The organism is Sporosarcina ureae (assembly GCF_002101375.1).
In the GTDB taxonomy this organism is placed as follows: domain Bacteria; phylum Bacillota; class Bacilli; order Bacillales_A; family Planococcaceae; genus Sporosarcina; species Sporosarcina ureae_B.
Genome location: NZ_CP015207.1, coordinates 1,104,230 through 1,129,133, shown reverse-complemented (window position 1 = coordinate 1,129,133; position 24,904 = coordinate 1,104,230). Strand labels below are relative to the sequence as shown.

The 24,904-nt window shown below is 41.9% G+C and carries 23 protein-coding genes and 1 tRNA gene; 20 read left to right on the top strand and 4 right to left on the bottom strand.

Features of this window, described 5'->3' with window-relative positions; translation table 11 throughout:
• Positions 1-116 precede the first annotated feature (116 nt).
• The 6 genes from SporoP8_RS05535 (at position 117) to SporoP8_RS05510 (ending at position 8,750) form a co-directional block, all read left to right on the top strand.
• Positions 117-863 (top strand): ABC transporter ATP-binding protein, encoded by a 747-nt coding sequence (locus SporoP8_RS05535; RefSeq protein WP_085131597.1) that lies wholly within the window; start codon positions 117-119, stop codon positions 861-863.
• Positions 847-2,058 carry an ABC transporter permease gene (locus SporoP8_RS05530; RefSeq protein ID WP_085131596.1) on the top strand — a complete coding sequence of 404 codons (1,212 nt, stop codon included), beginning with the start codon at positions 847-849 and terminating at the stop codon, positions 2,056-2,058. Before SporoP8_RS05535 ends, SporoP8_RS05530 begins: the two co-directional genes overlap by 17 nt.
• Positions 2,059-2,250: 192 nt before the next feature.
• On the top strand, positions 2,251-2,508 hold the full coding sequence (locus tag SporoP8_RS05525) for an IDEAL domain-containing protein (protein ID WP_085131595.1): 258 nt from the start codon (positions 2,251-2,253) through the stop codon (positions 2,506-2,508).
• A gap of 212 nt (positions 2,509-2,720) precedes the next feature.
• Positions 2,721-4,703 (top strand): excinuclease ABC subunit UvrB, encoded by a 1,983-nt coding sequence (uvrB, locus tag SporoP8_RS05520; protein WP_085131594.1) that lies wholly within the window; start codon positions 2,721-2,723, stop codon positions 4,701-4,703.
• Positions 4,704-4,710: 7 nt separating this feature from the next.
• Positions 4,711-7,578 (top strand): excinuclease ABC subunit UvrA, encoded by a 2,868-nt coding sequence (uvrA, locus tag SporoP8_RS05515; RefSeq protein WP_085131593.1) that lies wholly within the window; start codon positions 4,711-4,713, stop codon positions 7,576-7,578.
• Positions 7,579-7,658: 80 nt separating this feature from the next.
• A complete protein-coding gene (locus SporoP8_RS05510) occupies positions 7,659-8,750 on the top strand; it encodes a DUF4097 family beta strand repeat-containing protein (protein WP_085131592.1) in 1,092 nt (363 codons plus the stop codon).
• A 674-nt stretch (positions 8,751-9,424) separates the two neighbouring features.
• Here the strand turns inward: SporoP8_RS05510 and SporoP8_RS05505 are convergent.
• Positions 9,425-9,976, bottom strand: a complete 552-nt coding sequence (locus SporoP8_RS05505) for an N-acetylmuramoyl-L-alanine amidase (protein WP_157111227.1) — start codon at positions 9,974-9,976, stop codon at positions 9,425-9,427.
• A 204-nt stretch (positions 9,977-10,180) separates the two neighbouring features.
• Here SporoP8_RS05505 and hprK point away from each other — a divergent pair, with 204 nt between their 5' ends.
• From hprK to SporoP8_RS05445, 12 genes are all read left to right on the top strand, one after another.
• Positions 10,181-11,131: an HPr(Ser) kinase/phosphatase gene (gene hprK / locus SporoP8_RS05500; protein WP_085131591.1), complete on the top strand. Its 951-nt coding sequence runs from the start codon at positions 10,181-10,183 to the stop codon at positions 11,129-11,131.
• Positions 11,132-11,953 (top strand): prolipoprotein diacylglyceryl transferase, encoded by an 822-nt coding sequence (gene lgt / locus SporoP8_RS05495; RefSeq protein ID WP_232319220.1) that lies wholly within the window; start codon positions 11,132-11,134, stop codon positions 11,951-11,953. It abuts the gene before it with no gap.
• Entirely contained in the window at positions 11,934-12,896 is a 963-nt protein-coding gene (locus tag SporoP8_RS05490) for a nucleoside recognition domain-containing protein (protein ID WP_232319219.1), read from the top strand. The genes lgt and SporoP8_RS05490 overlap by 20 nt, the downstream gene beginning before the upstream one ends.
• Positions 12,889-13,545, top strand: coding sequence for a pyrophosphatase PpaX (ppaX, locus tag SporoP8_RS05485; RefSeq protein WP_085131589.1), 657 nt, complete (start codon positions 12,889-12,891; stop codon positions 13,543-13,545). The genes SporoP8_RS05490 and ppaX overlap by 8 nt, the downstream gene beginning before the upstream one ends.
• Complete coding sequence (locus tag SporoP8_RS05480) at positions 13,542-14,063, top strand: acyltransferase (RefSeq protein ID WP_085131588.1); 522 nt, start codon at positions 13,542-13,544, stop codon at positions 14,061-14,063. Before ppaX ends, SporoP8_RS05480 begins: the two co-directional genes overlap by 4 nt.
• 88 nt (positions 14,064-14,151) lie before the next feature.
• The gene (locus SporoP8_RS05475; protein WP_085131587.1) at positions 14,152-15,675 is read left to right on the top strand and encodes a tetratricopeptide repeat protein; all 1,524 of its coding nucleotides are present in this window, start codon (positions 14,152-14,154) and stop codon (positions 15,673-15,675) included.
• 147 nt (positions 15,676-15,822) lie between these two features.
• The gene (gene trxB / locus SporoP8_RS05470) at positions 15,823-16,776 is read left to right on the top strand and encodes a thioredoxin-disulfide reductase (RefSeq protein WP_085131586.1); all 954 of its coding nucleotides are present in this window, start codon (positions 15,823-15,825) and stop codon (positions 16,774-16,776) included.
• 204 nt (positions 16,777-16,980) lie between these two features.
• Positions 16,981-17,457: an 8-oxo-dGTP diphosphatase gene (locus SporoP8_RS05465; RefSeq protein ID WP_085131585.1), complete on the top strand. Its 477-nt coding sequence runs from the start codon at positions 16,981-16,983 to the stop codon at positions 17,455-17,457.
• Between the two features lie 5 nt (positions 17,458-17,462).
• Positions 17,463-18,350 (top strand): RNase adapter RapZ, encoded by an 888-nt coding sequence (gene rapZ, locus SporoP8_RS05460; protein ID WP_085131584.1) that lies wholly within the window; start codon positions 17,463-17,465, stop codon positions 18,348-18,350.
• 7 nt (positions 18,351-18,357) lie between these two features.
• Positions 18,358-19,320 (top strand): gluconeogenesis factor YvcK family protein, encoded by a 963-nt coding sequence (locus SporoP8_RS05455; protein WP_085133564.1) that lies wholly within the window; start codon positions 18,358-18,360, stop codon positions 19,318-19,320.
• Between the two features lie 41 nt (positions 19,321-19,361).
• Positions 19,362-20,288, top strand: coding sequence for a DNA-binding protein WhiA (gene whiA / locus SporoP8_RS05450; protein WP_085131583.1), 927 nt, complete (start codon positions 19,362-19,364; stop codon positions 20,286-20,288).
• Positions 20,289-20,336: 48 nt separating this feature from the next.
• Positions 20,337-20,594 (top strand): HPr family phosphocarrier protein, encoded by a 258-nt coding sequence (locus tag SporoP8_RS05445; protein WP_085131582.1) that lies wholly within the window; start codon positions 20,337-20,339, stop codon positions 20,592-20,594.
• Between the two features lie 339 nt (positions 20,595-20,933).
• Here the strand turns inward: SporoP8_RS05445 and clpP are convergent, their stop codons facing one another.
• Complete coding sequence (gene clpP / locus SporoP8_RS05440; protein WP_085131581.1) at positions 20,934-21,530, bottom strand: ATP-dependent Clp endopeptidase proteolytic subunit ClpP; 597 nt, start codon at positions 21,528-21,530, stop codon at positions 20,934-20,936.
• Positions 21,531-21,762: 232 nt separating this feature from the next.
• Between clpP and SporoP8_RS05435 the strand changes: the two genes are divergently transcribed.
• A tRNA-Arg gene (locus SporoP8_RS05435) sits at positions 21,763-21,834 on the top strand.
• Positions 21,835-22,235: 401 nt separating this feature from the next.
• The gene (locus SporoP8_RS05430) at positions 22,236-22,892 is read left to right on the top strand and encodes a DUF421 domain-containing protein (RefSeq protein ID WP_232319218.1); all 657 of its coding nucleotides are present in this window, start codon (positions 22,236-22,238) and stop codon (positions 22,890-22,892) included.
• A gap of 282 nt (positions 22,893-23,174) precedes the next feature.
• Here the strand turns inward: SporoP8_RS05430 and SporoP8_RS05425 are convergent, their stop codons facing one another.
• The gene (locus SporoP8_RS05425; RefSeq protein ID WP_085131580.1) at positions 23,175-24,467 is read right to left on the bottom strand and encodes an arsenic transporter; all 1,293 of its coding nucleotides are present in this window, start codon (positions 24,465-24,467) and stop codon (positions 23,175-23,177) included.
• Positions 24,458-24,772 carry an ArsR/SmtB family transcription factor gene (locus SporoP8_RS05420; protein WP_085131579.1) on the bottom strand — a complete coding sequence of 105 codons (315 nt, stop codon included), beginning with the start codon at positions 24,770-24,772 and terminating at the stop codon, positions 24,458-24,460. Before SporoP8_RS05420 ends, SporoP8_RS05425 begins: the two co-directional genes overlap by 10 nt.
• Positions 24,773-24,904 lie beyond the last annotated feature (132 nt).

Below are 24,904 nucleotides of genomic sequence, written 5' to 3'. Positions count from 1 at the left end.
CACATCCTTTCATGTTTGGATGTATTGTAGCATATTTTCAGATAGTTAACGAAGGCGGATAAAGCAATTTTACAATTTCTTTGCTAAAATAATAACAGAAGATAGGGGGAAATATAATGGCAATCCTAGAACTTGAACACGTTACGGGTGGTTATACGCGCAAGCCTGTTTTACATGACCTTTCATTTCAGCTAGAAGAGGGGGAACTGGTCGGATTAATCGGTCTAAATGGCGCAGGAAAAAGTACGACAATTAAACATATTATCGGTGTGATGAATCCACTTGAAGGAATAATCAAAATTGACGGGGCGACGTTTAGTGATAAAGAACATTACCGCCAATCATTCAGTTATATTCCAGAGACACCGGTATTATACGAAGAACTTACATTACAAGAACATTTGGAACTGACTGCGATGGCATATGGACTGGACAAGCAGCAATTTGAAATACGTACCGAACAATTACTAAAAGAGTTCCGTATGGAAAAGCGTTTAAAGTGGTTTCCGGCTCACTTTTCTAAAGGTATGCGGCAGAAAGTGATGATCATGTGTGCTTTTTTGGTTGAACCGAAATTATATATTATCGATGAGCCATTCGTCGGATTAGATCCGTTGGCGATTCGCGCTTTGCTTGATCAAATCATTGAACGAAAAAATGCGGGTGCTTCTATTTTGATGTCGACTCACGTATTGGCGACGGCTGAGAAGTATTGTGATCGTATTATTTTATTGCACGAAGGGCGAGTACGTGCGAATGGGACGATGGACGACTTGCGCAAAGCGTTCGGACGACCAGATGCAACACTTGATGACTTATATATTGCAATGACTGAGGAAACTGACTATGAACAACATGCATGAAATCTGGGGACAGCGGTTCTTCCATTACATCAATGAACTACAGAAGTATATGCGCTATGTATTCACTGGACATTTGGCTATCGTTTTCATGTTCGCTATTGGAGCCGGGGGCTATGCATATAGTGAGTGGTTGAAAGAAGTGCCTGTTTCGTTCCCTTCTGTCTTCATCGTATCCGTAGTTATTGCGCTCTTGTTAATGAAAGCTGCACCGACCACGTTACTAAAGCCGGCAGATATTGTTTTTTTTCTACCATTAGAAAATCAATTGCCGAGCTATATGAGACGCTCCATCACTTGGTCGTCGTTTTCACAACTCCCTTTGCCGTTGATTGCTATGGTCATTGCATTGCCATTGTTGAAGGCAACAGAAGTGGGGACGGGCACTGATTATATACTCATTATGTTGATGATCGTTGCCTTTAAAGGCTTGTTTGTAGGGACTGAATACAACGTCCGTATTGCGAATCATGCTTTCGTTTGGCCGGATCGTGTTCTGCGACTGGTTTTAACATTTCTCACGATTCAATTTGCGCTTACATGGAGTACAGTGACAATCTTTATCGGAATTCTTATCGCCATGCTCTATGCGAAGTTTTGGGAAAAACAAGCTACACATTATCCGTTTCCGTATGAGCAGTTTATTGAATTGGAACAAAATCGTATGATGCGTTTCTATCGATTTGCGAATTACTTCACGGAAGTTCCGCATCTGGTTGGATCAGTGAGTAAGCGTAGCTGGTTAAAGATGGCTATGAAACGTTCTACGTTCAAGCGCAAAGATGTACAAAAATACTTAATCGTCAGGACATTCATTCGTACAGATGATACGTTTTGGTTGTGGGTTAGATTAACGGCGTTGGCTGCATTGGGTGCGTTCTTAATACCGTTACCGATTGTATCGTTCATCTTTGTAGGGGCATTGGCGTTTGCGACTGCTGTTCAGTTAATATTGGCACTTGAAGGTGGCGACGAGTTCACTATGGATCAGCTGTATCCTGAAGAACATGAAAAATCTCAAATCAAAGCAGTCCGTTCATTAGTCCGAAAGTTAATTTGGCTACAAGCAATTATTCTATTACTGGCGGCATTACCGTTGTATGGACTAAGTGTCACACCACTCCTAATCGCGGCTATAGCACTCATTGTAGGTGAAGCGACGATTCGATTGACCAAAGAGCAAATGAAAGAAATATGATAATACGCAATAGTGAAGTTGTACTTAAGTCAGTAATTTAATTTTTGTCTCCATGTTGGCTGAATATATGTACCTAGTAAATATTCTTCTAACTACTTTAAGATAATTCAAAAGTTCGAATAGTTAGATTGATGGTTGCAATTTGTATTCCATTGCATATATAATTACTAAAAGGTATCAGGGGTGAGAGAGATGAATAATAACAACTCATATGCTGAATTTTTGAAAGCGGTAGGTAGTAATAGCACTTCTCTCCAAGCAGAAAAGCTGCTGAACGAAATCTATTGGGATCTGTTTCTACAACACATTCATTGGGAACAAACACAATCGCGAATCATGCTATTGATTGACGATGCGCTAGATCAAAATGACAAAGAAGCATTCGACCTGTATACACAACAATTACTCGACATGTCACAAGAACATGGATATGAACTTAAAACCAACTAATTTAATTTATTCATAGACACTGCTAGGGAAAAATCCTGGCAGTGTTTTTTATTGTATAGAATGTCCTAGCTGTAAGTTTCTTTCCCAAAGTACAAGGGTACAATAAAGTACATAGAGAGTTAGCTTAAAACGTACGTTCGTTATTTCTTTAGAAAAAACAGTAGTTGTGGTAAAATAGAAGGACAGGTGTTTAAGAAGAGGAGTGGAACCATTTGAACGAAACATTTCAATTGCAAGCACCATATACGCCGCAAGGAGATCAGCCAAAAGCGATCAACAGCCTTGTTAACGGCATAAAAGAAGGCAAGAAACATCAAACATTACTTGGTGCAACGGGAACGGGTAAAACATTTACTGTTTCTAATGTACTGACGGAGATCAATAAACCTACACTGGTCATCGCCCACAATAAAACGTTGGCTGGTCAATTATATAGCGAGTTCAAAGAGTTTTTCCCAGATAATGCAGTAGAATACTTTGTCAGCTTCTATGACTTTTATCAACCGGAAGCGTATGTACCGCAAACCGATACTTTCATTGAAAAAGATTCATCGATCAATGATGAAATCGATAAACTTCGCCACTCCGCAACGAGTGCTTTATTCGAACGAAATGATGTATTAATTGTGGCATCCGTTTCGTGTATTTACGGTCTGGGTTCACCAGAAGAATATAATGACATGGTTTTTTCATTGCGCAAGGGAATGGAAATACCGCGTAATCAACTTTTGCGTACGCTAGTGGATATTCAGTACGAACGCAATGATATTAATTTCACACGTGGGACGTTCCGTGTGAGAGGCGATGTAGTCGAAGTCTTCCCGGTGGCACGTGACGAGCGTTGTATACGTCTCGAGTTTTTCGGAGATGAAATTGAACGAATCCGTGAAGTGGATGCCTTAACGGGTGAAGTCATCGGTGATCGTGATCACGTAGCTATTTTCCCTGGATCTCACTTCGTTACACGCGAAGAAAAGCTATTAAAAGCGATTGAGAATATTGAAATAGAATTGGAAGAACAGCTGAAATATTTACGTGATAACGATAAGTTATTGGAAGCGCAACGCTTGGAACAACGGACGCGCTATGATTTAGAAATGATGCGGGAGATGGGCTTCTGTTCCGGTATTGAGAACTATTCTAGGCATTTGACGTTGCGTGAAGCAGGTGCAACTCCCTATACGTTGCTGGATTATTTCCCTGACGACTTTTTGATTGTCGTAGATGAGAGTCACGTATCGTTGCCACAGATTCGCGGTATGTACAATGGAGACCAAGCGCGTAAAAAGGTATTGGTGGAGCATGGTTTCCGCTTGCCGTCCGCATTGGACAACCGTCCATTAATGTTCGAAGAATTTGAAAAACATATTCGACAGGCGATGTATATTTCAGCCACTCCAGGCCCTTATGAAATTGAGCATACAGACGTGATGGTAGAACAGATTATACGTCCTACAGGATTACTCGATCCAATCATTGAAGTGCGTCCAATTGAGGGACAAATTGATAACTTATTGGATGAAATACATCTTCGAATCGAGCGAAATGAACGTGTCTTGATTACAACTCTCACGAAAAAAATGTCAGAAGATTTGACGGATTATTTAAAAGATATTGGGATTAAAGTGCAGTATCTCCATTCGGACGTCAAGACATTGGAACGGACAGAAATTATTCGTGAGTTGCGTGTCGGAACGTATGACGTACTGATCGGAATCAACTTGCTGCGTGAAGGCATCGATATCCCAGAAGTTTCATTAGTCACGATTTTGGATGCGGATAAAGAAGGATTCTTGCGTTCGGAACGTGCGTTGATCCAGACAATTGGTCGTGCAGCACGTAACTCAGAAGGACGCGTCATTATGTACGCGGATAAAATAACAGATTCTATGAGGAAAGCTATTGATGAAACGGAACGTCGTCGTGAAATTCAGATAGCTTATAATGAAAAACATGGTATAACGCCAACGACAATTGTCAAACCGATACGTGAATTGATTCGTGCCACTCAAGTGGCTGAAGAAACGGAATCGTATTTGCAAAAGGTGACGAACGGCAAGAAGTTATCGAAAGACGAGAAAGGCTTATTGCTAACCAAATTGGAAAAGGAAATGAAAGATGCAGCAAAAGCTTTGGACTTCGAAAGAGCTGCAGAGTTACGCGATACCGTACTAGAACTGAAAGCAGAAAGGTAGAGTCCGCATGAAAAATAAAGAACTTGTAATACAGGGAGCGAGAGCAAACAACCTGAGGGACATTACCGTGAAGATACCACGCGATAAACTAGTAGTGCTTACGGGTCTATCGGGGTCTGGAAAATCCTCATTGGCTTTTGATACGATCTACGCGGAAGGACAGCGCCGCTATGTGGAATCATTATCCGCATATGCGCGTCAGTTCCTTGGACAAATGGATAAACCAGACGTGGATTCAATAGAAGGACTGTCGCCCGCTATTTCCATTGATCAAAAGACAACGAGTAAAAATCCGCGGTCTACTGTAGGAACGGTGACAGAAATCTATGACTACTTGCGTTTATTATATGCGAGAGTTGGGAAGCCACATTGTCCGTACCATGGCATTGAAATTTCTACGCAGACGATTCAACAGATGGTGGATCGTGTAGTTCAGTTGCCTGAGCGTACGCGAATTCAAATTTTGGCTCCTATTATTTCAGAACGTAAAGGGACGCATGCTAAATTATTTGAAGATATCAAAAGACAAGGGTATGTGCGTGTTCGGGTCAACGGTGAAACGATTGATTTAGATGATAATATAGAGCTAGATAAAAATAAAAAACATACGATTGAAATCGTCATCGATCGAATTGTCATGAAAGAAGGCGTTGAAACACGTTTAAGTGACTCATTGGAATCTGCCTTGCGATTAGCCGACGGTAATGTTCTGGTCGATGTAATCGGTGAAGAAGAACTGTTTTTCAGTGAACACCACGCGTGTCCTATTTGTGGATTCTCTATTGGCGAACTGGAGCCGCGCATGTTTTCATTCAACAGTCCATTTGGCGCTTGTCCCGAATGTGACGGACTTGGTATGAAACTTGAAGTCGATCCAGACTTAGTCATCCCAAATAGTGACCTAACGCTAAAAGAACATGCTATTGCACCATGGGAGCCAACGAGTTCACAATATTATCCAGAACTTCTTAAGACGATTGCGAAGCACTACAAAATCCCGATGGATGTACCGGTTAGTGAATTAGCTGACTCGGACATTGAAAAACTGATGTTAGGATCGAAAAAAGAGAAGATTCGCTTCCGCTATACAAATGAATTCGGTAATACCCGCGATAGTGATATTTATTTCGAAGGTGTTTTGCGCAACGTTGAACGTCGTTATCATGAGACATCATCAGACTATATCCGCGAGCAGATGGGTAAATATATGACGGAAAAGTCATGTCCTACTTGTACAGGCTACCGCTTAAAGCCTGAATCACTATCGGTGTTAGTGAATGGACAGCATATCGGGAAAATAACAGAACGCTCGATTGTTGAAACAACCAAATTTTTCGAGGAACTAATTCTTTCTGAAAAAGACACGCAAATCGCAGATATGATCCTAAAAGAAATCCAAGAGCGTTTAGGTTTCTTGGTAAACGTCGGTCTTGACTATCTGAATCTATCTCGTTCAGCGGGAACATTATCTGGCGGAGAGGCACAACGAATTCGTTTAGCTACACAAATTGGATCACGTTTGACGGGTGTTCTATATATACTGGATGAACCTTCCATTGGGCTTCACCAGCGTGATAATGACAGATTGATTGGCACGCTCCAAAGTATGCGAGATATCGGAAATACGTTGATTGTCGTAGAACATGATGAAGACACGATGATGGCTGCAGACTATTTAATTGATATCGGTCCTGGCGCTGGTGTAGCAGGAGGAGAAGTGGTAGCTGCAGGTACTCCCGCGAAAGTTATGAAAAACAAGAAATCGCTGACTGGACAATATTTAAGCGGAAAGAAATTTATTCCACTTCCGATTGAACGAAGATCACGTGATGAGCGAAGCATTATCGTCAAAGGTGCTTCAGAGAACAACTTGAAGCATATTGATGCAGAATTTCCTCTCGGCCAATTTATCGCAGTCACTGGAGTATCCGGTTCAGGTAAGAGTACGTTGGTCAATGATATTTTGCATAAAACTTTGGCTCAGAAATTGAATCGATCCAAACAACGACCTGGAAAATTCGATAGTATCAGTGGTGTGGAACATTTGGAGAAGATTATCGATATCGATCAATCACCAATCGGTCGTACACCACGGTCCAATCCCGCTACGTATACAGGCGTCTTTGACGATATACGTGATGTTTTTGCAATGACGAATGAAGCGAAAGTCCGTGGCTATAAAAAAGGTCGCTTTAGTTTCAATGTCAAGGGTGGACGGTGTGAAGCATGCCGCGGAGATGGAATCATCAAAATCGAAATGCATTTCCTTCCGGATGTATATGTACCGTGCGAAGTATGTCACGGCAAACGATATAACCGGGAAACACTGGAAGTAAAGTATAAAGGAAAGAATATTGCGGATGTATTGGCGATGACAGTGGAATATGCAGTGGTGTTTTTCGAGAATATCCCGAAAATTCATCGTAAATTGCAGACGATTGTTGATGTAGGTTTAGGTTATGTTCAATTAGGTCAACCTGCAACGACATTGTCGGGTGGGGAAGCCCAACGTGTGAAATTGGCTTCCGAACTGCATAAACGTTCCACAGGTAAATCGTTTTATATTTTGGACGAGCCGACAACAGGTTTGCATGTACATGACATTGCCAAGTTACTTGAAGTTCTTCAACGTCTAGTTGATGGGGGGAACACAGTTCTCGTTATTGAACATAATTTAGATGTCATTAAGACAGTCGATTATATAATTGATATCGGTCCGGAAGGCGGAGACAAAGGCGGAGAAATTGTGGCAACGGGGACACCCGAAGCGATAGCAGAAGTCAAAGAGTCCTACACAGGTAAATATTTGAAGACCATCTTAGAAAGAGATCGAAATCGGATGAAAGAACAAATAAAAAAAGTAGTAAAGAAATAGAAAATGAAACTTTTGTTCCGCAGAACCGTATAAATAGATAGCTACTGAAAAGATTGGTCAAAACGAGGAGGAATCAGGAAATGCAAAATGAACGCATACGAATACTAACGATGCTTGAAGAAGGTAAAATCACAGCAGATGAAGCATTGAAGTTACTGGAAGCCATGGGTAAAGAATCTGAAAAAGCAACAGCAGAAGAGAGCTCATCAGCTGATGCTTTCTTCGAAGATATCCGCAAAGAATTCGTCACGGCAGGTGACCGTTTCATGCGATTTATGGATACGGCAGTACACCGTGTGAAAGAATTCGATTTCGAAGCACCATTCAGCAAATCTGTCTCCTTTACACATACTGAAAGTAAATCGGTAGAAGATGTTGAAGAAATCATCATCCATATCGATCATGGTACTGTAGAAGTTCATCCTTCAGACAATGATGAGATCATGGCGAAGTTCTCTGTAAAGCATTTTAATCATGATTCTGAAGAAGGTGCACTTAGCCAGTTCCTTGAAAAGTTATTGTTCGTAAAAGACGGTAATAAGTTGCGCATCGGAAGCGACTTGAAGATGTTACAAGTGAATGTCGATCTATACGTACCGACTTCAACACCGTATAGTAAACTCTCTGTACGTTTGTTGAACGGTGGATGTTCAGTAGAAGGCGTGGATTTTAAAGATCTACGTATTAGAACGGCAAATGGCAAAATTGAATGTGCAGATATCAAATTCGATGAAGCAGAGCTAGAAACCGCAAACGGTCTGGTACGTTTGTTAAAAGTTACTGGCGAAAAGCTAGAAGCCGAAACATTAAATGGTCGAGTTTATGTAGATGGCGCGGTAAATGATGTAGATGCAAAATCTCTAAACGGAAACGTGACATTGACGACGTCATCTGCTGATGCAAGAAGATTAGAAGCCAAGTCTATCAGCGGTACGGTTGAAATTTACTTCCCATCCTCTGTAGGTCTAAAGGGAGAGATTTCATCCAACATGGGTAAGCTAGACTTACAGTTGAAGGACGTATCACGTGTGGAAGAACAGGAACAATTCTTGCACCGTACGATCCGCTTCAGCAAGAATGTTGAGGATGCAATGAAAGAACCGTTGCACGTTACTGGTGAGTCCAAGACGGGAACTGTGATGGTTCGCTATAACACGGTCGATATGGATTGATAGCTTAATGAAACACCTGCATTGCCATTTTTGGCGGTGCAGGTGTTTTTGTGTGTTTGGTTTGCATGTAAAGTGGATAATAGCTCGTGCGCTCATTATATTGGTCTAAGCGCTCTTTGTTCTTGCGTAAGCGCTCTATGAAGACAACTACCCGCTCAATCCTGTTCTGTACTCGCTCATACTTACGCGATATCCGCTCTATCATACCCCATATCCGCTCATTGCCCCCTCATCGAGAAGACAATAGCTCGTGCGCTCATTATATTGGTCTAAGTGCTCATTGTTCTTGCGTAAGCGCTCTATGAAGATAGCTACCCGCTCAATCCTGTTCTGTACCCGCTCATACTTACGAGATAACCGCTCTATCATAACTCCTATCCGCTCATTGCCCCTCGTCGAGAAGTCAAATCGCTCGTGCGCTCATTATATTGGTCTAAGCGCTCTATGTTCTTGCGTAAGCGCTCTATGAAGATAGCTACCCGCTCAATCCTGTTCTGTACCCGCTCATACTTACGCGATAACCGCTCTATGTTCTTGCGTAAGCGCTCTATGAAGACAACTACTCGCTCAATCCTGTTCTGTACCCGCTCATACTTACCCGATATCCGCTCTATCGTACCCCGTATCCGCTCATTGCCCGCTCATTGCCCCCTCATCCCCTTCACCCCCACAATTCATCTCCCATACTCCCAACACAACACCCCAAAAGCTATAGCTCGTGCGCATTGGAGTTGATACGTTTTACTTTGCAATAGAGTAGCCTCTGTCTGGTTCGACATGAAACCACACTCTACTAAAATCGCCGGCATATTTGTGTCACGCAAGACCGCGAAATCTGATTTCTTTACGCCGCGGTCGGGACGCTGGCAAGCAGATATTAAAGCTTTTTGCACTGCAGAGGCAAGCACTGCGGAACTTTTGCTTGCTTGCGGATAAATATACGTTTCAATCCCTTGTGCTGTATTCCAACCATTGCCGAAAGCATTTGCGTGAATCGAGACAAACGCATCCGCTCTCATACGGTTAGCTGAAGCCGTTCGTTCGCCTAGTGGTACGTCGCGTGTAGTCGCATGTGTATATTTTACTGTTATGCCCTCTTTCGTTAAAAACTCTCCGACAAGTACAGCTACAGCTGCATTAAAATCGTACTCACGAAGTTTTCCATCAGGCGTTCTTTTGCCGGGTGTATCTGGTCCGTGACCCGCATCAAGAATGATTAGTGTCAATTCTGTCCACTCTCCTTTATCCTCTATATAGAGAAGACTTTTGAAAAGGATACAAAAAGAGAATGTAGATCAAGAAGTAATCCATTTCTTTTCAATTCCTTCATGGTAAAATAGGTTTGAATGATGTGTACATAAGCGCAAGAAACGATGATTCGGCAAAAGACTGCCGGTATACGTACATCGTAGCAGAAAGTGAGGAACTTCATGGGTGAATTAACAGTAGAAGATATTATGAACCGATTTGGATTGGAATTGATCGCTGGACACGCGGGCATTCATAAGCAGATCCTAATGAGTGATATTTCACGGCCGGGGCTTGAGATGGCTGGCTATTTTGATTATTATCCTGCCGAACGTGTGCAGTTGATCGGGCGTAAGGAGATGTCCTTCCTTGAAACATTGTCAGCCATTACGCGAAGAAAGCGTTTAGAGCGACTTTGTTCGGGTGATACGCCGGCATTCATTATTGCTCATGGCGAAGAAGGTCCAAAAGAATTGAGCCAATTAGCAGAAGAGAAAAACATTCCTGTTCTCCGGACGGATTATAAGACTACACAGTTTTCCGGAATGCTGACGAATTACTTGGTCGGACAACTCGCTCCGATGACGACGGTTCATGGTGTGCTAGTCGATGTGTATGGTGTAGGTGTTTTAATAACAGGAGGTAGTGGAGTAGGAAAAAGTGAAACGGCGTTAGAGCTTATTAAAAAAGGGCATAGACTAGTAGCGGATGACTCTGTTGAGATTCGTCAAGTATCCGATAACATCTTAATCGGAACGTCACCGAAACTGTTGAAGCATATGCTAGAAATTCGCGGTGTCGGTATTATCGATTTGATGACGTTGTTTGGTGCGAGTTCCGTGAAAGACGATAAGCGTGTACTGTTAGCGGTCGACTTAGAGATTTGGGACGATAATAAGCATTATGATCGTCTTGGTATCGATGAAGAGAAGGTAGAAATACTGGATTCGCAAATTACGAAACTATCCGTTCCCGTTAGACCAGGGCGGAATATCGCGGTTATCATTGAAGTAGCGGCGATGGATTATCGAATGAAACGTCTTGGAATTAATGCGGCAGAGGAATTTACCAAGCGTTTGGATCAAGCAATCGCAGACAATGCGGAACTATTAGAAGAAGAGGAGCGCGACTAAGTGAATGTATCTATGCTAGCGATTAACCCAGTCGCGATCAGTATTGGCAGCTTAGAAGTTCGCTGGTACGGTATTTTGATCGCGCTTGGAATTATTTTAGGGTTTATGGTAGTTCAACGAGAAATGCTGAAGCGGGGAATGCACCCTGACTTACTAACGGACATGCTTATTTGGGCGATTCCCATTTCAATTATCAGTGCACGAATTTACTATGTTATTTTCACATGGGATTATTATCGTGATCATCCAGAACAAATCATTCAAATTTGGAATGGTGGAATTGCCATCCACGGTGCGTTGATCGGTGCGGTCATTACAGCAGTGATTTTCTGTAGGAAGCGTGGGGTATCTTTCTGGAAAGTTGCAGATATTACAGCACCTGGTTTATTGATTGGGCAAATTATCGGACGTTGGGGGAACTTCATGAATCAGGAAGCTCATGGAGGACCAGTTTCAGAAGCGTTCAAAGAAAATACGGTGATTCCTGATTGGATTATGAATCAAATGACGATTGAGGGTATAACGTATCACCCGACATTCTTATATGAGTCGTTATGGAATGTGGTCGGACTCATTTTGATTTTAATTATCCGAAGAATGGTGAAGATAAAACGCGGTGAAGTATTCTTGTTTTACATCATCTGGTATTCGATCGGCAGATTCTTCATCGAAGGGATGCGGACGGATAGTCTCTATGTCATCGGAAGTTTGCGTGCAGCACAGTTAGTATCTGTAACGGGAATTATCGTAGGTATTATCATCTTGTTGTATCGTAGATATGTAATGAAAGTGAAAGAGAACTATGATGACAAATCAAAATAAAATCGCATTATCCAATACGTTGAAAAATGGTTTGCAAGTTGGATTCAAAACGACATGGTCACTCGGTAAGATCATCTTTCCTATTACTTTGCTTGTAACCATTTTGCAGTTTACGCCTATCTTGCCTTGGCTTGTGCAATTGGTTGAACCGATTATGCATCTTTTTGGCTTGCGTGGTGAAGCAGCTGTGCCCATCGTGCTTGGCAATGCATTAAACTTATACGCTGGAATTGCCGGTATCATTTCATTAGAATTAACGGTTAAAGAAGTGTTCATCATTGCTGTTATGATCAGTTTTGCGCATAATCTGTTCATTGAAACGGCCGTCGCTATAAAAGTAGGCGTCAAACTATGGACAGTACTTGTCGTGCGACTTGGATTGGCTGTGTTGGCTGGAGTGCTGATCAATTTATTCTGGACGGGCGGCAATGAAATCGCGCAATATGGTCTAACGCCACAAGCGGAAGTGGTACCGGAAGGCTTTGTGCAGATTTTCTTGCTTGGACTTGAAAAGGCAGCATTTGGTGTCTTGCAGCTGGCATTGATCGTCATTCCATTAATGTTGTTTGTGCAGTATGTGAAAGACCGTAATTATTTAGAGCGTTTTTCTACTGGCTTGGCACCGTTCACAAAAATGATTGGTGTGAAACCCAATGCGTCGATGACACTCGTTGCGGGATTATTAATTGGTTTGGCATACGGTGCAGGCGTCATGATTCAGGCAGTGCGAGAAGATGGTGTGTCAAAACGAGATATTACATTAGCCTTTATTTTCTTGATGGCATGTCATGCGGTGATTGAGGATACACTGTTATTTCTGCCACTCGGTATACCGATTTGGCCATTATTGATAATACGGCTTGTGACCGCCATTGTACTGACGATTACAGTGAGTATTTTATGGAAGCAGCCGAGAGAGAAGGGGGAAGCCGTTATTGACTAATCAACCGATTACTACACTACTATTTGATTTTGACGGAACGCTTGCAGATACAAATGAGTTAATACTCTCTTCTTTCGAGTATGTATTGGAAAAACATTTCCCTGGACGTTTCCAACGAGAAGAGATGCTACCGTTTATCGGACCTACATTACATGATACATTTTCTTCGATTGCACCTGATATGACAGACCAATTGGTAGAAGAATACCGTGAATGGAATTTGGCTCATCACGACGATTATGTAACTGAATTCGAAGGTGTGACAGATACGCTTCGTAAATTATATGATCTAGGTTTGAAGATGGCAGTCGTTTCTACAAAGAAGCGCGATATGGTAGAAAGAGGGATCAACCTTCTAGGTATCGCACCTTATTTTGAGACGGTGATTGGACTGGATGATATAACGAATCCTAAACCGGATCCAGAGCCGATTTTACTAGCATTGAGCCGTCTTGATCGGACAGCTGAAGAGTCACTCATGATCGGGGATAACTTCCACGATATACTCGGTGGACAAAATGCGGGAACACGAACTGCGGCAGTTGCATGGGCGTTAAAAGGGGAAGAATATTTGCAGACATTCAAACCTGACTTCATGTTGCAACATATGTCCGACTTACTTAAAATCACTGCGGGAATTAAGCTATGAGACGCACAGAGCGGCATCCTTCCAAAGGAGATGCAAATTCACTTTGGCATATTTACCGTACGGTCTCGATTTTTAAAGTAGCTAAGAATTTTATCGTCATCCAAATTGCGCGATATACGCCGTTTGTTTCATGGAAAAACGTTCTTTATCGAACGTTCTTGCGGATGAAAGTCGGAAAACATACCGCTTTTGCGCTGATGGTTGTACCGGATGTCATGTTTCCGGAACGAATCTCCGTTGGTGAAAACTCCATAATTGGGTTTAATACGACGATTTTAGCGCATGAATATTTGATAGATGAATACCGTATTGGAGACGTGGATATAGGTAATAATGTACTGATTGGAGCCAATACAACAATTTTACCGGGTGTTAAAATTGGTGATGGTGCCATTGTTTCTGCTGCATCACTCGTCAATAAGGATATTCCGGCAGGTACATTTGCTGGCGGTAATCCAGTGCGTATCATATATACAGCCGAACAAATGGTGGAACGTGCAGCACGTGAAAGCAAATGAATGACGGATCATGTAGTTGTGATATACTAGAGGATACATTGCAGGGGGACGTCAAGTACGTTCCTCTTACTTTTTCGGAGGAGTTCGATTGAAAAACAACCAACGTTTTATAAAAGATAAAATTATATCATTCCTTCCTGACGGTGATTTTTATCGTAAACGCGCGATGCAAGCTATGCAGCGTGAACAATTTTCGGATGCGGAAAAATATTATAAACGTGCATTGGATTTGAATCCAGATGACGCACTGACACATATGGAATACGGTGTGTTTATAATGGAAGTCGGCCGCTTTGAAGATGCCTATGAACTTCTACAAACAGCTGATGACCTGGATCCAAACAATGAAGAGACGACTTTCTATTTAGCGGAAGTTCATGCACATCTCGGTCTACTGCGTGAAGCGAAGCAGTATGCATTGAAATATGTTGCTATAGCACCAGATGGCGTATTTGTGGAAGAAGCCCATGAAATCTCTGAATTCGCGGATCAAGAAGAAATGTTCGTTGAAGAAGGCGAACAGCTCGATGGGGAAGTCATATTTCGGCAAGAAAAAGCGCGTCGCATGATGGAGCAAGGGGATTTTGAAGACGCCATTGAAGTGCTTGAGGATTTATTAGTGGATTATCCAAAAACGTGGGCGGTTCATAATAATTTGGCTCTTGCGTATTTTTATATTGGTAAAGAGAAACATGCGGAAGATATTCTGTACAATGTCTTACGTGAAGAAAAAGGCAATATCCATGCGCTGTGTAACTTGGCGGTGTTCTTTTATTACAATCGGGATGAAAAGCGTCTGAATAGTATGATGGAGCTGTTGTCGAAGATCAAACCCTATCAATTCGAACAGCGCTATAAATTAGGTGCGACATTTGCGTTGACAGGTCGTTATGAAGAAGCGTACCACTGGCTTCGTAGTCTGCAAAAACGCGGATTTGAAGGAGATGTCGGATACTACTTCTGGCTAGCTAATGCTGCATATTTTACGGGTCACCGAAAAGTCGCGGAACAGGCAAATGAAGCCTTGTTGAAATTGGACCCTACCAAAGAAGGATTCGAACCTTGGAAGTCATTGGATGAAGAATTGGACATAGATTCTTACGAAGAGGATGTTCCGTTCTTGATCGAAAAGATTTCGAACCCTTATCGCAGTGAGCGAATGTTCGGTTTGTATTTAGTAGGAAAGTCGTCACACTTACAGGAAATCCTTTCACATCCCGGCTATATAGATGTTGAAAAATTGACTGCTGCGGAACAATTGTTTTTAGCACACAGCCTGAACTATTCATTCAAAGTGACTAATCCATTTGAAAAAGCTTTGAAAAAAGCGCTGGCTATTTGTGATCTATTGTATGAAGAATATAAACCGCTTGATGAGCGAAGTGTACAATTCTTTCAAATGTGGTTCACGCTATGTGAAAATGCGCTTGAACAGAAATATATGTTCAGTAATGTGCAAGCAATTGCTGCTGCTGCAGATTATATGTTCCAATCTTCACATGACGAAAAAGTGACAAAGAAGTCTATAGCTGAAAACTATAGTGTATCCGTTACAACGCTATCCAAGTATATTCAGGAACTGCTTCAATTTCTGCCTTATACAAAAGAATAACTACTTGTAGATGTTGCATTTAAGTTGAAATTCGAGTGTAATTCTCGTACGATTTTATATAGCGATAGTTTTATCTGCCAGTCAGATGAAATCTTTGGTGAAGTGAATGACACCAAAGGGTGCATATTTTGAAGGAGGAAAACTACAATGACGACGGAAGAAAAGGTTTATGATGTAATCATCGTTGGAGCAGGGCCGGCAGGGATGACAGCGGCTGTTTATACATCACGTGGAAATATGTCTACACTGATGTTAGAAAGAGGCGTACCAGGCGGTCAAATGGCCAACACAGAAGAAATAGAGAACTATCCTGGATTTGAAAGTATTTTAGGTCCGGACATCTCGACAAAAATGTTCGATCATGCGAAACGTTTCGGAGCTGAATATGCTTACGGTGACGTAACGAAAATCGAAGACGGCCGCGAATTCAAAACAATTTATGTAGGCGAGAAACAATATAAAGCACGTGCAATCATCTTGGCAACGGGTGCAGAATACCGCAAGATGGGCGTGCCAGGTGAGGAAGAATTGACTGGTCGTGGCGTGAGTTATTGTGCGGTATGTGACGGCGCATTCTTCCGTAATAAAGAGATCGTCGTAATTGGCGGCGGTGACTCTGCAGTAGAAGAAGGTTCATACTTAACACGTTTTGCTAACAAAGTGACAATCATCCACCGTCGCGATACATTGCGTGCGCAAAAAATCGTACAAGAGCGTGCATTCGCAAATGAGAAGATTGATTTCATTTGGAATTCAACAGTTAAGCAAGTGAATGAAAAAGACGGCAAGATCGGTTCTATAACGCTAGTCTCTACTGAAGACGGTTCAGAACGCGAAATGGAAACGGAAGGTATGTTCGTTTATATCGGACTAGATCCTATAACAGAGCCTTTCAAAGATCTTGGCATTTTGGATGAAAACGGCTATATTGAAACGAATGATATTATGGAAACAAAAATTCCGGGTATTTTTGCTGCGGGCGATGTGCGTGAGAAATTATTACGCCAAGTCGTGACGGCTACAGGAGACGGAAGTATTGCAGCTCAAGCAGCTCAGAAGTATATCGAAGAGTTGATGGAAGAAGTAGAAGCAAAGGCGTAAACAGGTGATGAACTTGTAATGTGTCTGTAAACGTTCTGCAATATAAAAGGGGGATAATAGGTAGAAGAAAGACACCCCTTTCATAATATAGCAACTTTGTGGCTATTTACGGTATAAACTTCCGTGAATAGCCGTCTTTTTTTTTCGTTTTCAATGAAAGCATTGTATACTATACATACATACTTGAAAAGTGGGGAACAACATATGCAAAAAATTGCTAACTTGCTCATGGTGAAAGACGGTCAAGTCCTATTACTAAAAAAGCCGAGGCGTGGATGGTATGTGGCGCCGGGAGGAAAAATCGACGAAGGTGAGTCAGTCTATGAAGCGGCTACTCGTGAATTTCTCGAAGAAACCGGTGCGCAGGCGATTGCGCCACATATAAAAGGCATATATACGATGATGATTATGGATGATGAGGGAAAAGAATTAGTAGACGAATGGTTACTCTTCACATTTGTCGCACATGATTATTCCGGAGAATTGATGAAGACCACCATTGAAGGTGAACTAGAATGGCATCCGCTAGAAAGTTTGCATACACTACCCATGGCGGAAGGTGATCGCAAGAATCTGCTCTTTGCGGTGAGTCAGAAAGGTATGCAGTATGGAACATTCTATTATACAGAGCAATTCCGCTTCTTGCGGGAATCACTTCAACAATCAATGGAAGGTGAATAACATTTATGGATCAACCACAAGTGGTAAATGAATATGAAGTGGTAATTATTACGGGGATGTCAGGTGCAGGCAAGACCGTCGCTATGCAATGCTTTGAAGACATGGGATTCTATTGCATCGACAACTTGCCGCCCGAACTATTTGTAACATTCCTCGATTTGATGATGAAGTCGGATAATCAAATGAGACGTATTGCCGCAGTGATGGATACGCGCGGAGGAAGTTTATTTGATTCTATGATTACCGCACTCGAAGGATTATTCAAGATGGAAGATGTCAAAACAAGTTTGTTATTCCTAGATTCAGATGACGAAGCACTAGTGAAACGTTATAAAGAAACACGTAGATCACACCCGTTATCTGAAGGTGGCGTGTTACTCGAAGGGATTCGAAAAGAACGTCATTTGCTGACTGAAATAAAAGGACTTTCACGTTCTATTATTGATACATCGAAATTAAAGCCCAAGCAATTACGGGAAAAAATCACACGTGAGTTTTCTGAAGCAGGTGAACCGAACTTCACTTTGAACTTTGTATCATTTGGATTCAAGCATGGTATGCCGATTGATGCAGATGTAGTATTTGACGTTCGGTTTTTACCAAATCCGTTTTATCTGGAAGAATTGCGCCCGTTGACAGGTTTGAATCATGAAGTATCGGATTACGTATTGAAATGGGCGGATACGAAAGAATTAATTGAAAAACTAACGGACTTATTCAAATTCTTAATTCCACAATATAAACAAGAGGGAAAAGGTCAGGCAGTTATAGCGTTCGGGTGTACAGGTGGGCAACATCGTTCTGTTACACTGGCTGAGTACTTTACAGGCGTTTTTAAAGGCGATTATCCAACACATGTATCGCACCGGGATGTTGAAAAAAGAAAGGGTTGACATGAATATGCAATCCACTACGATGAAAAGTGTTGTTGTATTTGGAGGCGGCACAGGGTTATCTAATATCCTTCGGGGGTTAAAACGGTATCCGATCGAATTGACAGCTATTGTGACGGTGGCGGATGATGGAGGAAGTTCAGGTCGTTTATTCGATCAGTATAACGTCCCGCCGCCTGGAGATATAAGACAGGTTATGGCAGCGCTTTCAGATGTTGAGCCAATGATCGAGAAGATGTTTCAGCATCGCTTTGAAGGATCTGATGGATTGAAGGGACATTCTCTTGGGAATTTGATGCTTACGGCCTTAACAACTATTACAGGCGATTTCGCTCGTGCAGTCGAGCAGATGGGCGTTGTTCTGAATATTAAAGGAACAGTATTACCTGCAGCAAATCAGCGAATTACCTTGCATGCCGAGCTTGAAGATGGTTCAATCATTACAGGCGAATCGAAAATTCCTCTCTATGGAAGGAAAATCCGTAACGTTTTCATCACGCCTCAAGATGTAAAACCATTACCGGAAACAGCCGATACGATAAAAAATGCAGATTTAATCGTATTTGGACCGGGAAGCTTGTATACTAGTACTTTGCCAACACTTTTAGTGCAGGATATCCGCGAAGCAATCCTTGAAAGTGCTGCAAAAAAGGTTTATGTCGGAAATTTAACTACACAACGTGGCGAAACGTATCGCTATACTGCTTCTGAGCATGTTCAGGCGCTCTATGATCATGCGGGAGAACCATTTCTCGATGCAGTTCTAGTGAATAATGCAGAAGCGTTCAGACGTGTGCATAACCTCAGTGAAAATGAAGAGCCTTGGCTTGTGGAGAATGATTTGGAGATGCTACAAGCACTAGTGCCTGAGGTATTTGTACAAGAGATCGCGACCATTAACGATGGGACGATTATGCATAAAACGATGGAAGTGTCAGATATGTTGATGCGTTATATAGAGAGAACGTAGAAGGCGGATAGATATGAAAATCGCCGAAGAGGGGGAATATCATGTCTTTTGCATCTAAAACGAAAAAAGAACTGACGCAGATTGAGACGGATGATTGCTGTACGAAAGCAGAAATTGCGGCATTCATACGGATGAATGGTGTTATGTCTTTTTCAAATAAACAACTTAGTCTGGATGTTCAAACGGAAAATGCCTCTATTGCGCGTCGTCTGTATTCAAATGTGAAGGCGTTATATCCATATAAAGTGGAATTGCTTGTACGCAAAAAAATGCGTTTAAAGAAAAATAATGTCTATATTTGCCGGATTCGTGATGGAGCCAAGCACTTGTTGGAGGAACTATCCATCATGACGCATGACTTCCAAATGATTAATACGATCGATCCACAGCTCATTGAAAAAGACTGCTGTGCACGCGCATACTTACGGGGAGCTTTCCTGGCAGGAGGTTCCGTTAATAACCCGGAGACGTCTTCTTATCACTTGGAAGTCTTCTCGAGCTATCAAGAACATAGTCAATCACTTGTTGAGTTGATGAACCATTTTCATTTGAACGCAAAATCTATTGAACGTAAAAAAGGATTTATCGCGTATCTAAAAGAAGCAGAAAAAATATCCGATTTCTTAGGCATCATCGGTGCACATGTATCCCTTATGAAGTTTGAGGATGTGCGGATCATGCGGGATATGCGCAACAGTGTGAATCGGTTAGTGAATTGTGAAACCGCGAATCTGAATAAAACGATCGGCGCGGCACAAAGGCAAGTAGAAAATATTAAGTTGATTGAGCGCACGATTGGGTTAGATCAATTACCGGAACGTCTGCAAGAGATTGCTCAATTACGTGTTACTCATCAAGATGTGACGCTAAAAGAGCTAGGCGAGCTGGTAACGGGTACTCCGGTTAGTAAATCGGGTGTCAATCATCGTTTGCGTAAGATTGAAGAAATCGCAGATCGATTACGGTAAATTATTAGTAGATCCTTCTTAAGAAGAGGAAGAAAAGGAGCACACAATATGGTAGAAAAAACAGTGAAAGTAGGAATTAAACCTGGTTTGCAAGCGAGGCAGGCGGCATTATTTGTACAGGAGGCCAATAAGTATACGGCTGATATTTATTTGAAGAAGGATAATCGTCAGGTGAATGCGAAGAGTATCATGGGGATTATGAGTTTGGCGATTGCGAAGGGGACGGAGATCACGTTGATTACAGACGGGATTGATGAAGATTTGGCTCTTCAGAATTTGGCTGAGATTGTGGAAGATGAGCAGTAAGTTGAATAGGGGTGGCGATGACCTTGTGGGGTTTCGTCATCTTTTTTTGTTTTTGGCTTAGTGAGGGAAGCCGTTGATCTGCGTTTTAGGCGGACGCTTTCCTGCGGGCATGGCTTGAGCCTCCTCGTCACTGCGTTCCTGCGGGGTCTCAAGGCTCATGCTTTTCCCGCGGGAGTCGCCGCCTAAAACACAGATCACCTAGTTTACGTTTCTTTCTGGAGTTAGAAAGCCGGTACATTTGTTTGGTAAAGATTAATCCTAAACCCAAATCCATATAAGAATACAAAATAAAAAGGTTGTCACGGAAGACCATTTGGCATTCCGGACAACCTATGGTTATTATTTCTTTTCGATTTCGTTGCGTTCTAGAACGTGGTCGATTAGGCCGTATTCTTTAGCGCGTTCGGCAGTCATGAAGTTATCGCGGTCTGTATCTTTTGCGATGACGTCGATTGGCTGACCTGTGCGATCTGAAAGGATTTGGTTTAGTTTTTCACGTAGGTGCAAGATGCGTTTTGCAGCAATTTCGATCTCAGTTGCCTGACCTTGTGCGCCACCTAGTGGTTGGTGAATCATTACTTCTGCGTTTGGCAAAGCGTAACGTTTACCTTCTGTACCAGCTGTCAGCAAAAATGCACCCATAGATGCTGCCATCCCTACACAGATTGTGCGGATGTCTGGTTTGATATATTGCATTGTATCGTAGATTGCCATACCTGCTGTGATACTTCCACCTGGGCTGTTAATGTAAATGGAGATATCTTTTTCTGGATCTTCAGCTTCCAAGAATAGCAATTGTGCAACGATAGAGTTTGCCACGTTGTCGTCAATGCCGCTCCCGAGCATGATAATACGATCTTTCAATAGACGAGAGTAGATGTCGTACGCTCGCTCACCACGGTTTGTTTGTTCAATAACTGTAGGAATTAGATTCAATTAGACTTCCTCCTTTTATCACTTCATAATATTCGTTCCGTTGAAATCATTTCGTATTTCAACTATAACTGTATTTTACCTATTAAGGTCAACAAAGGTCAAATCATTTGCCTTAAAAATACACATTGCTTTTCATTATATTCTACGATATAATGGAAGATGTCTCTTACAGAAGAAAAGCTTTTTTCTGTAGTCGAGTAAATTATAGTTAAAGCTTGATACTACACGTTTAGTCCTCGTGGTGCAATGGATAGCACGCAAGCCTCCGAAGCTTGAAATATGGGTTCGACTCCCGTCGAGGGCATCATAGTGAAGCGTTTGAACAGTTCGCATTTTGCGATCATGTTCAAACGCTTTTTTATGTTCGGATTTCTATTGCTCATGACTTTCTATTCTACATTTTCCCCGCATAGACCTTCTTTTAAACTTCATTGTTAAATATCTCTTGGCAGTCTTTAGTCTCGTATGGGTATTCCACAGTATCAAGATGATCTTCCGCTTACATAAGTGAGACAAACAGGCTTTCCTTGTTTAGCTCAATATGCAAACGGGGAATGTTATCTGTAAGTGCTGATAGAAACAGGAGGGGAAGAGTTCTAGACGGATTAGCTTAGTAGTTAACTGTTTTTTTATTAATTGTGAATAAGTCTGGAGGTGTTTAGGCTGGATTATTTACTGAATGGTGGAAAGCTTGTAATCGGCTTAGTGGCATTGCTGATTGTCATAAGACTACTAGGGAAAAAACATCTTAGTCAAATGACGCCGTATGATGTGGTGTATCTCCTTGTTTTCGGTGGAATTCTTGAAGAGAGCCTCTACGATGAAAAGATCTCCATCTTACTGTTTTTATTTTCGGTTGTGGTGTGGGCGATTACCATTTATGCCATTGAAAAACTTGTCACCCTTTCTAATCCGTTACGTATATTCATTAAAGGGGAAACGGACAAGCTGATCCATGATGGTAAAATCAATAAAAAATTGATGGATAAAAACCAATTGGAAATGGAACAGTTGAGAACGATGCTTCGTATGCAAGGGATTTTTTCACTAAGAGAAGTACGGGACTTATTTATCGAGCCAGGAGGAAATATTTCAGTTAACCAATACGCCAAGTACAAAACCTTGACGGTTCAAGATATTAATCTTGAGAACCGAGAAGAAGAACCGAGCGTACTACTAATTGATGAGGGACAAATTGAGAAGGAGGTATTAGACTTTATTGGCAAAACGGAAGCGTGGCTTTATGCTGAAATGGAACGCCTAGGGCATGTTCATCTTCAAAATATACTGTATTGTGAATGGTCGAAAACAGAAGGCTTTTTTATAAAAACCTATGCCGATGTAAGCACTAGTCAAAAGTGAAAAATAACGTATGATCTATACCCGTATAAAATGAATAAATGGATTTTTATGACAGAAACTAATGTGTAAATTAAAAGGAAAATCAGTTAGGAGGAATATATTCGTCTTGGCGCAATCAAGTGTCTCGGAGAAGATACAGCGAACCATTCTTTTAAAAATGTTTCAGAAGATTCCATTTTAGGTACTACGATTGTCATCTCCGTAATTTACTGATCATCCAACCAGTGCTTTTAAGCAGCCGATTCAAATATATTCCTTGTCCAACTGTCGGTACTATCCTTTTTAAGAAACTGAAAGCCACCACCATAACCCCGTCAACGTAATGAGAAGTGTAGGCACGGTCAATACAACACCTACTTTAAAATAATACCCCCATGAAATGCGCACACCTTTTAACGATAGCACATGCAACCAAAGCAACGTCGCAAGCGATCCGATCGGTGTCATCTTCGGACCTAAATCAGATCCGATCACATTCGCATAAATCAAAGCTTCCCGAACATTAGGCGGAACCGCGGCATCCTGGATTGCCAACGCATCAATCATCACAGTCGGCATGTTATTCATGATTGACGACAGGATGGCTGCGATAAAGCCCATGCTAATCGTTGCAACATACAAGCCATGACTTGATGTCCACTCGATCAAGCCTGTCAATATAGACGTCAATCCTGCATTGCGCAATCCATAGACGACTACGTACATCCCGATGGAAAAGAACACAATAGCCCATGGTGCTCCTTTGATGACCGTTTTAGTCTGCACCGCTTCGCTCGTCCTCGCGATCAGCAAGAATACGATCGCAATGGAACCCGCGATGAAGGAGACGGGTAAACCTAGTGATTCGCTTATAAAGTAACCGAACAGTAATACGCCGAGTACTACCCAGGAAATGCGGAACATTTTATGGTCCCGTATCGCGCTGGCGGGTGTTCGCAACAACTTTTCATCAAAACGTTTCGGTATAGATTTACGGAAATACATATACAATACGAGAATACTTGCGCCGAGACTGAAGAAGTTTGGGATAATCATCCTGCTTGCGTATTCAGCGAAACCGATACCGAAGAAATCGGCAGAGACGATGTTCACGAGATTACTAACGACAAGTGGCAGGGAAGTAGTATCCGCAATGAATCCCGACGCCATGACAAAGGGCAAGATCATCTTTTCTTTGAAATCAAGTGCACGCACCATTGCGAGGACAATGGGAGTGAGTATTAATGCGGCCCCATCATTAGCAAAGAAAGCCGACACACCGGCGCCAAGTAGGATGACTAGTAAAAACATTCGCACGCCGCTTCCTTTTGCAAAGCGCGCCATATGTAATGCAGACCACTCGAAAAATCCAATTTCATCGAGGATCAATGAAATGATAATCAGCGCGACGAATGTCAATGTAGCATTCCATACGATAGATGTTACGTCGATGACATCAGTAAAACTAACAACGCCCGCAAGTAGAGCGAGAACTGCCCCAGCGATGGCAGACCAGCCGATAGATAGGTTGCGTGGCTGCCAAATAACAAAGACTAGTGTGAGTAGAAATATAAGAGAAGCTAGTATTATTTGCATGGGTTCTCCTCCTTGCTACATTCAATAGTAGGAACCGGTAATAGTTTCAATAATTCCAGTAATAACAAGAAGCGGGGATGGGAGCTATTAAGTGACCAATATACCCAGCGTCCGCGTCGTTCATTCAGTACGATTTCATCACTTTTTAGTCTGTGCATATGCTGACTGATTGCAGGTTGTGATACATCTAGTAAAGTATTTAAATCACAAATGCATAAAGGCTTTTGCTCCAATGCTTTCAACAATTGTAATCGGGATTGATCCCCAATTGTTTTTAAGTAACGTTCCATTTGCTCAGGGTTCATAAAATTCTCCTTTATTTTTAGTATCTATATCATATAAGTTCAGACTTATATATTCAATACATGTAGACAAACAAAAAAGAAGCCACAGGGGAGTGTGGCTTCCTTTTTGTCTCAAGTTGGTTGACCGAGCGG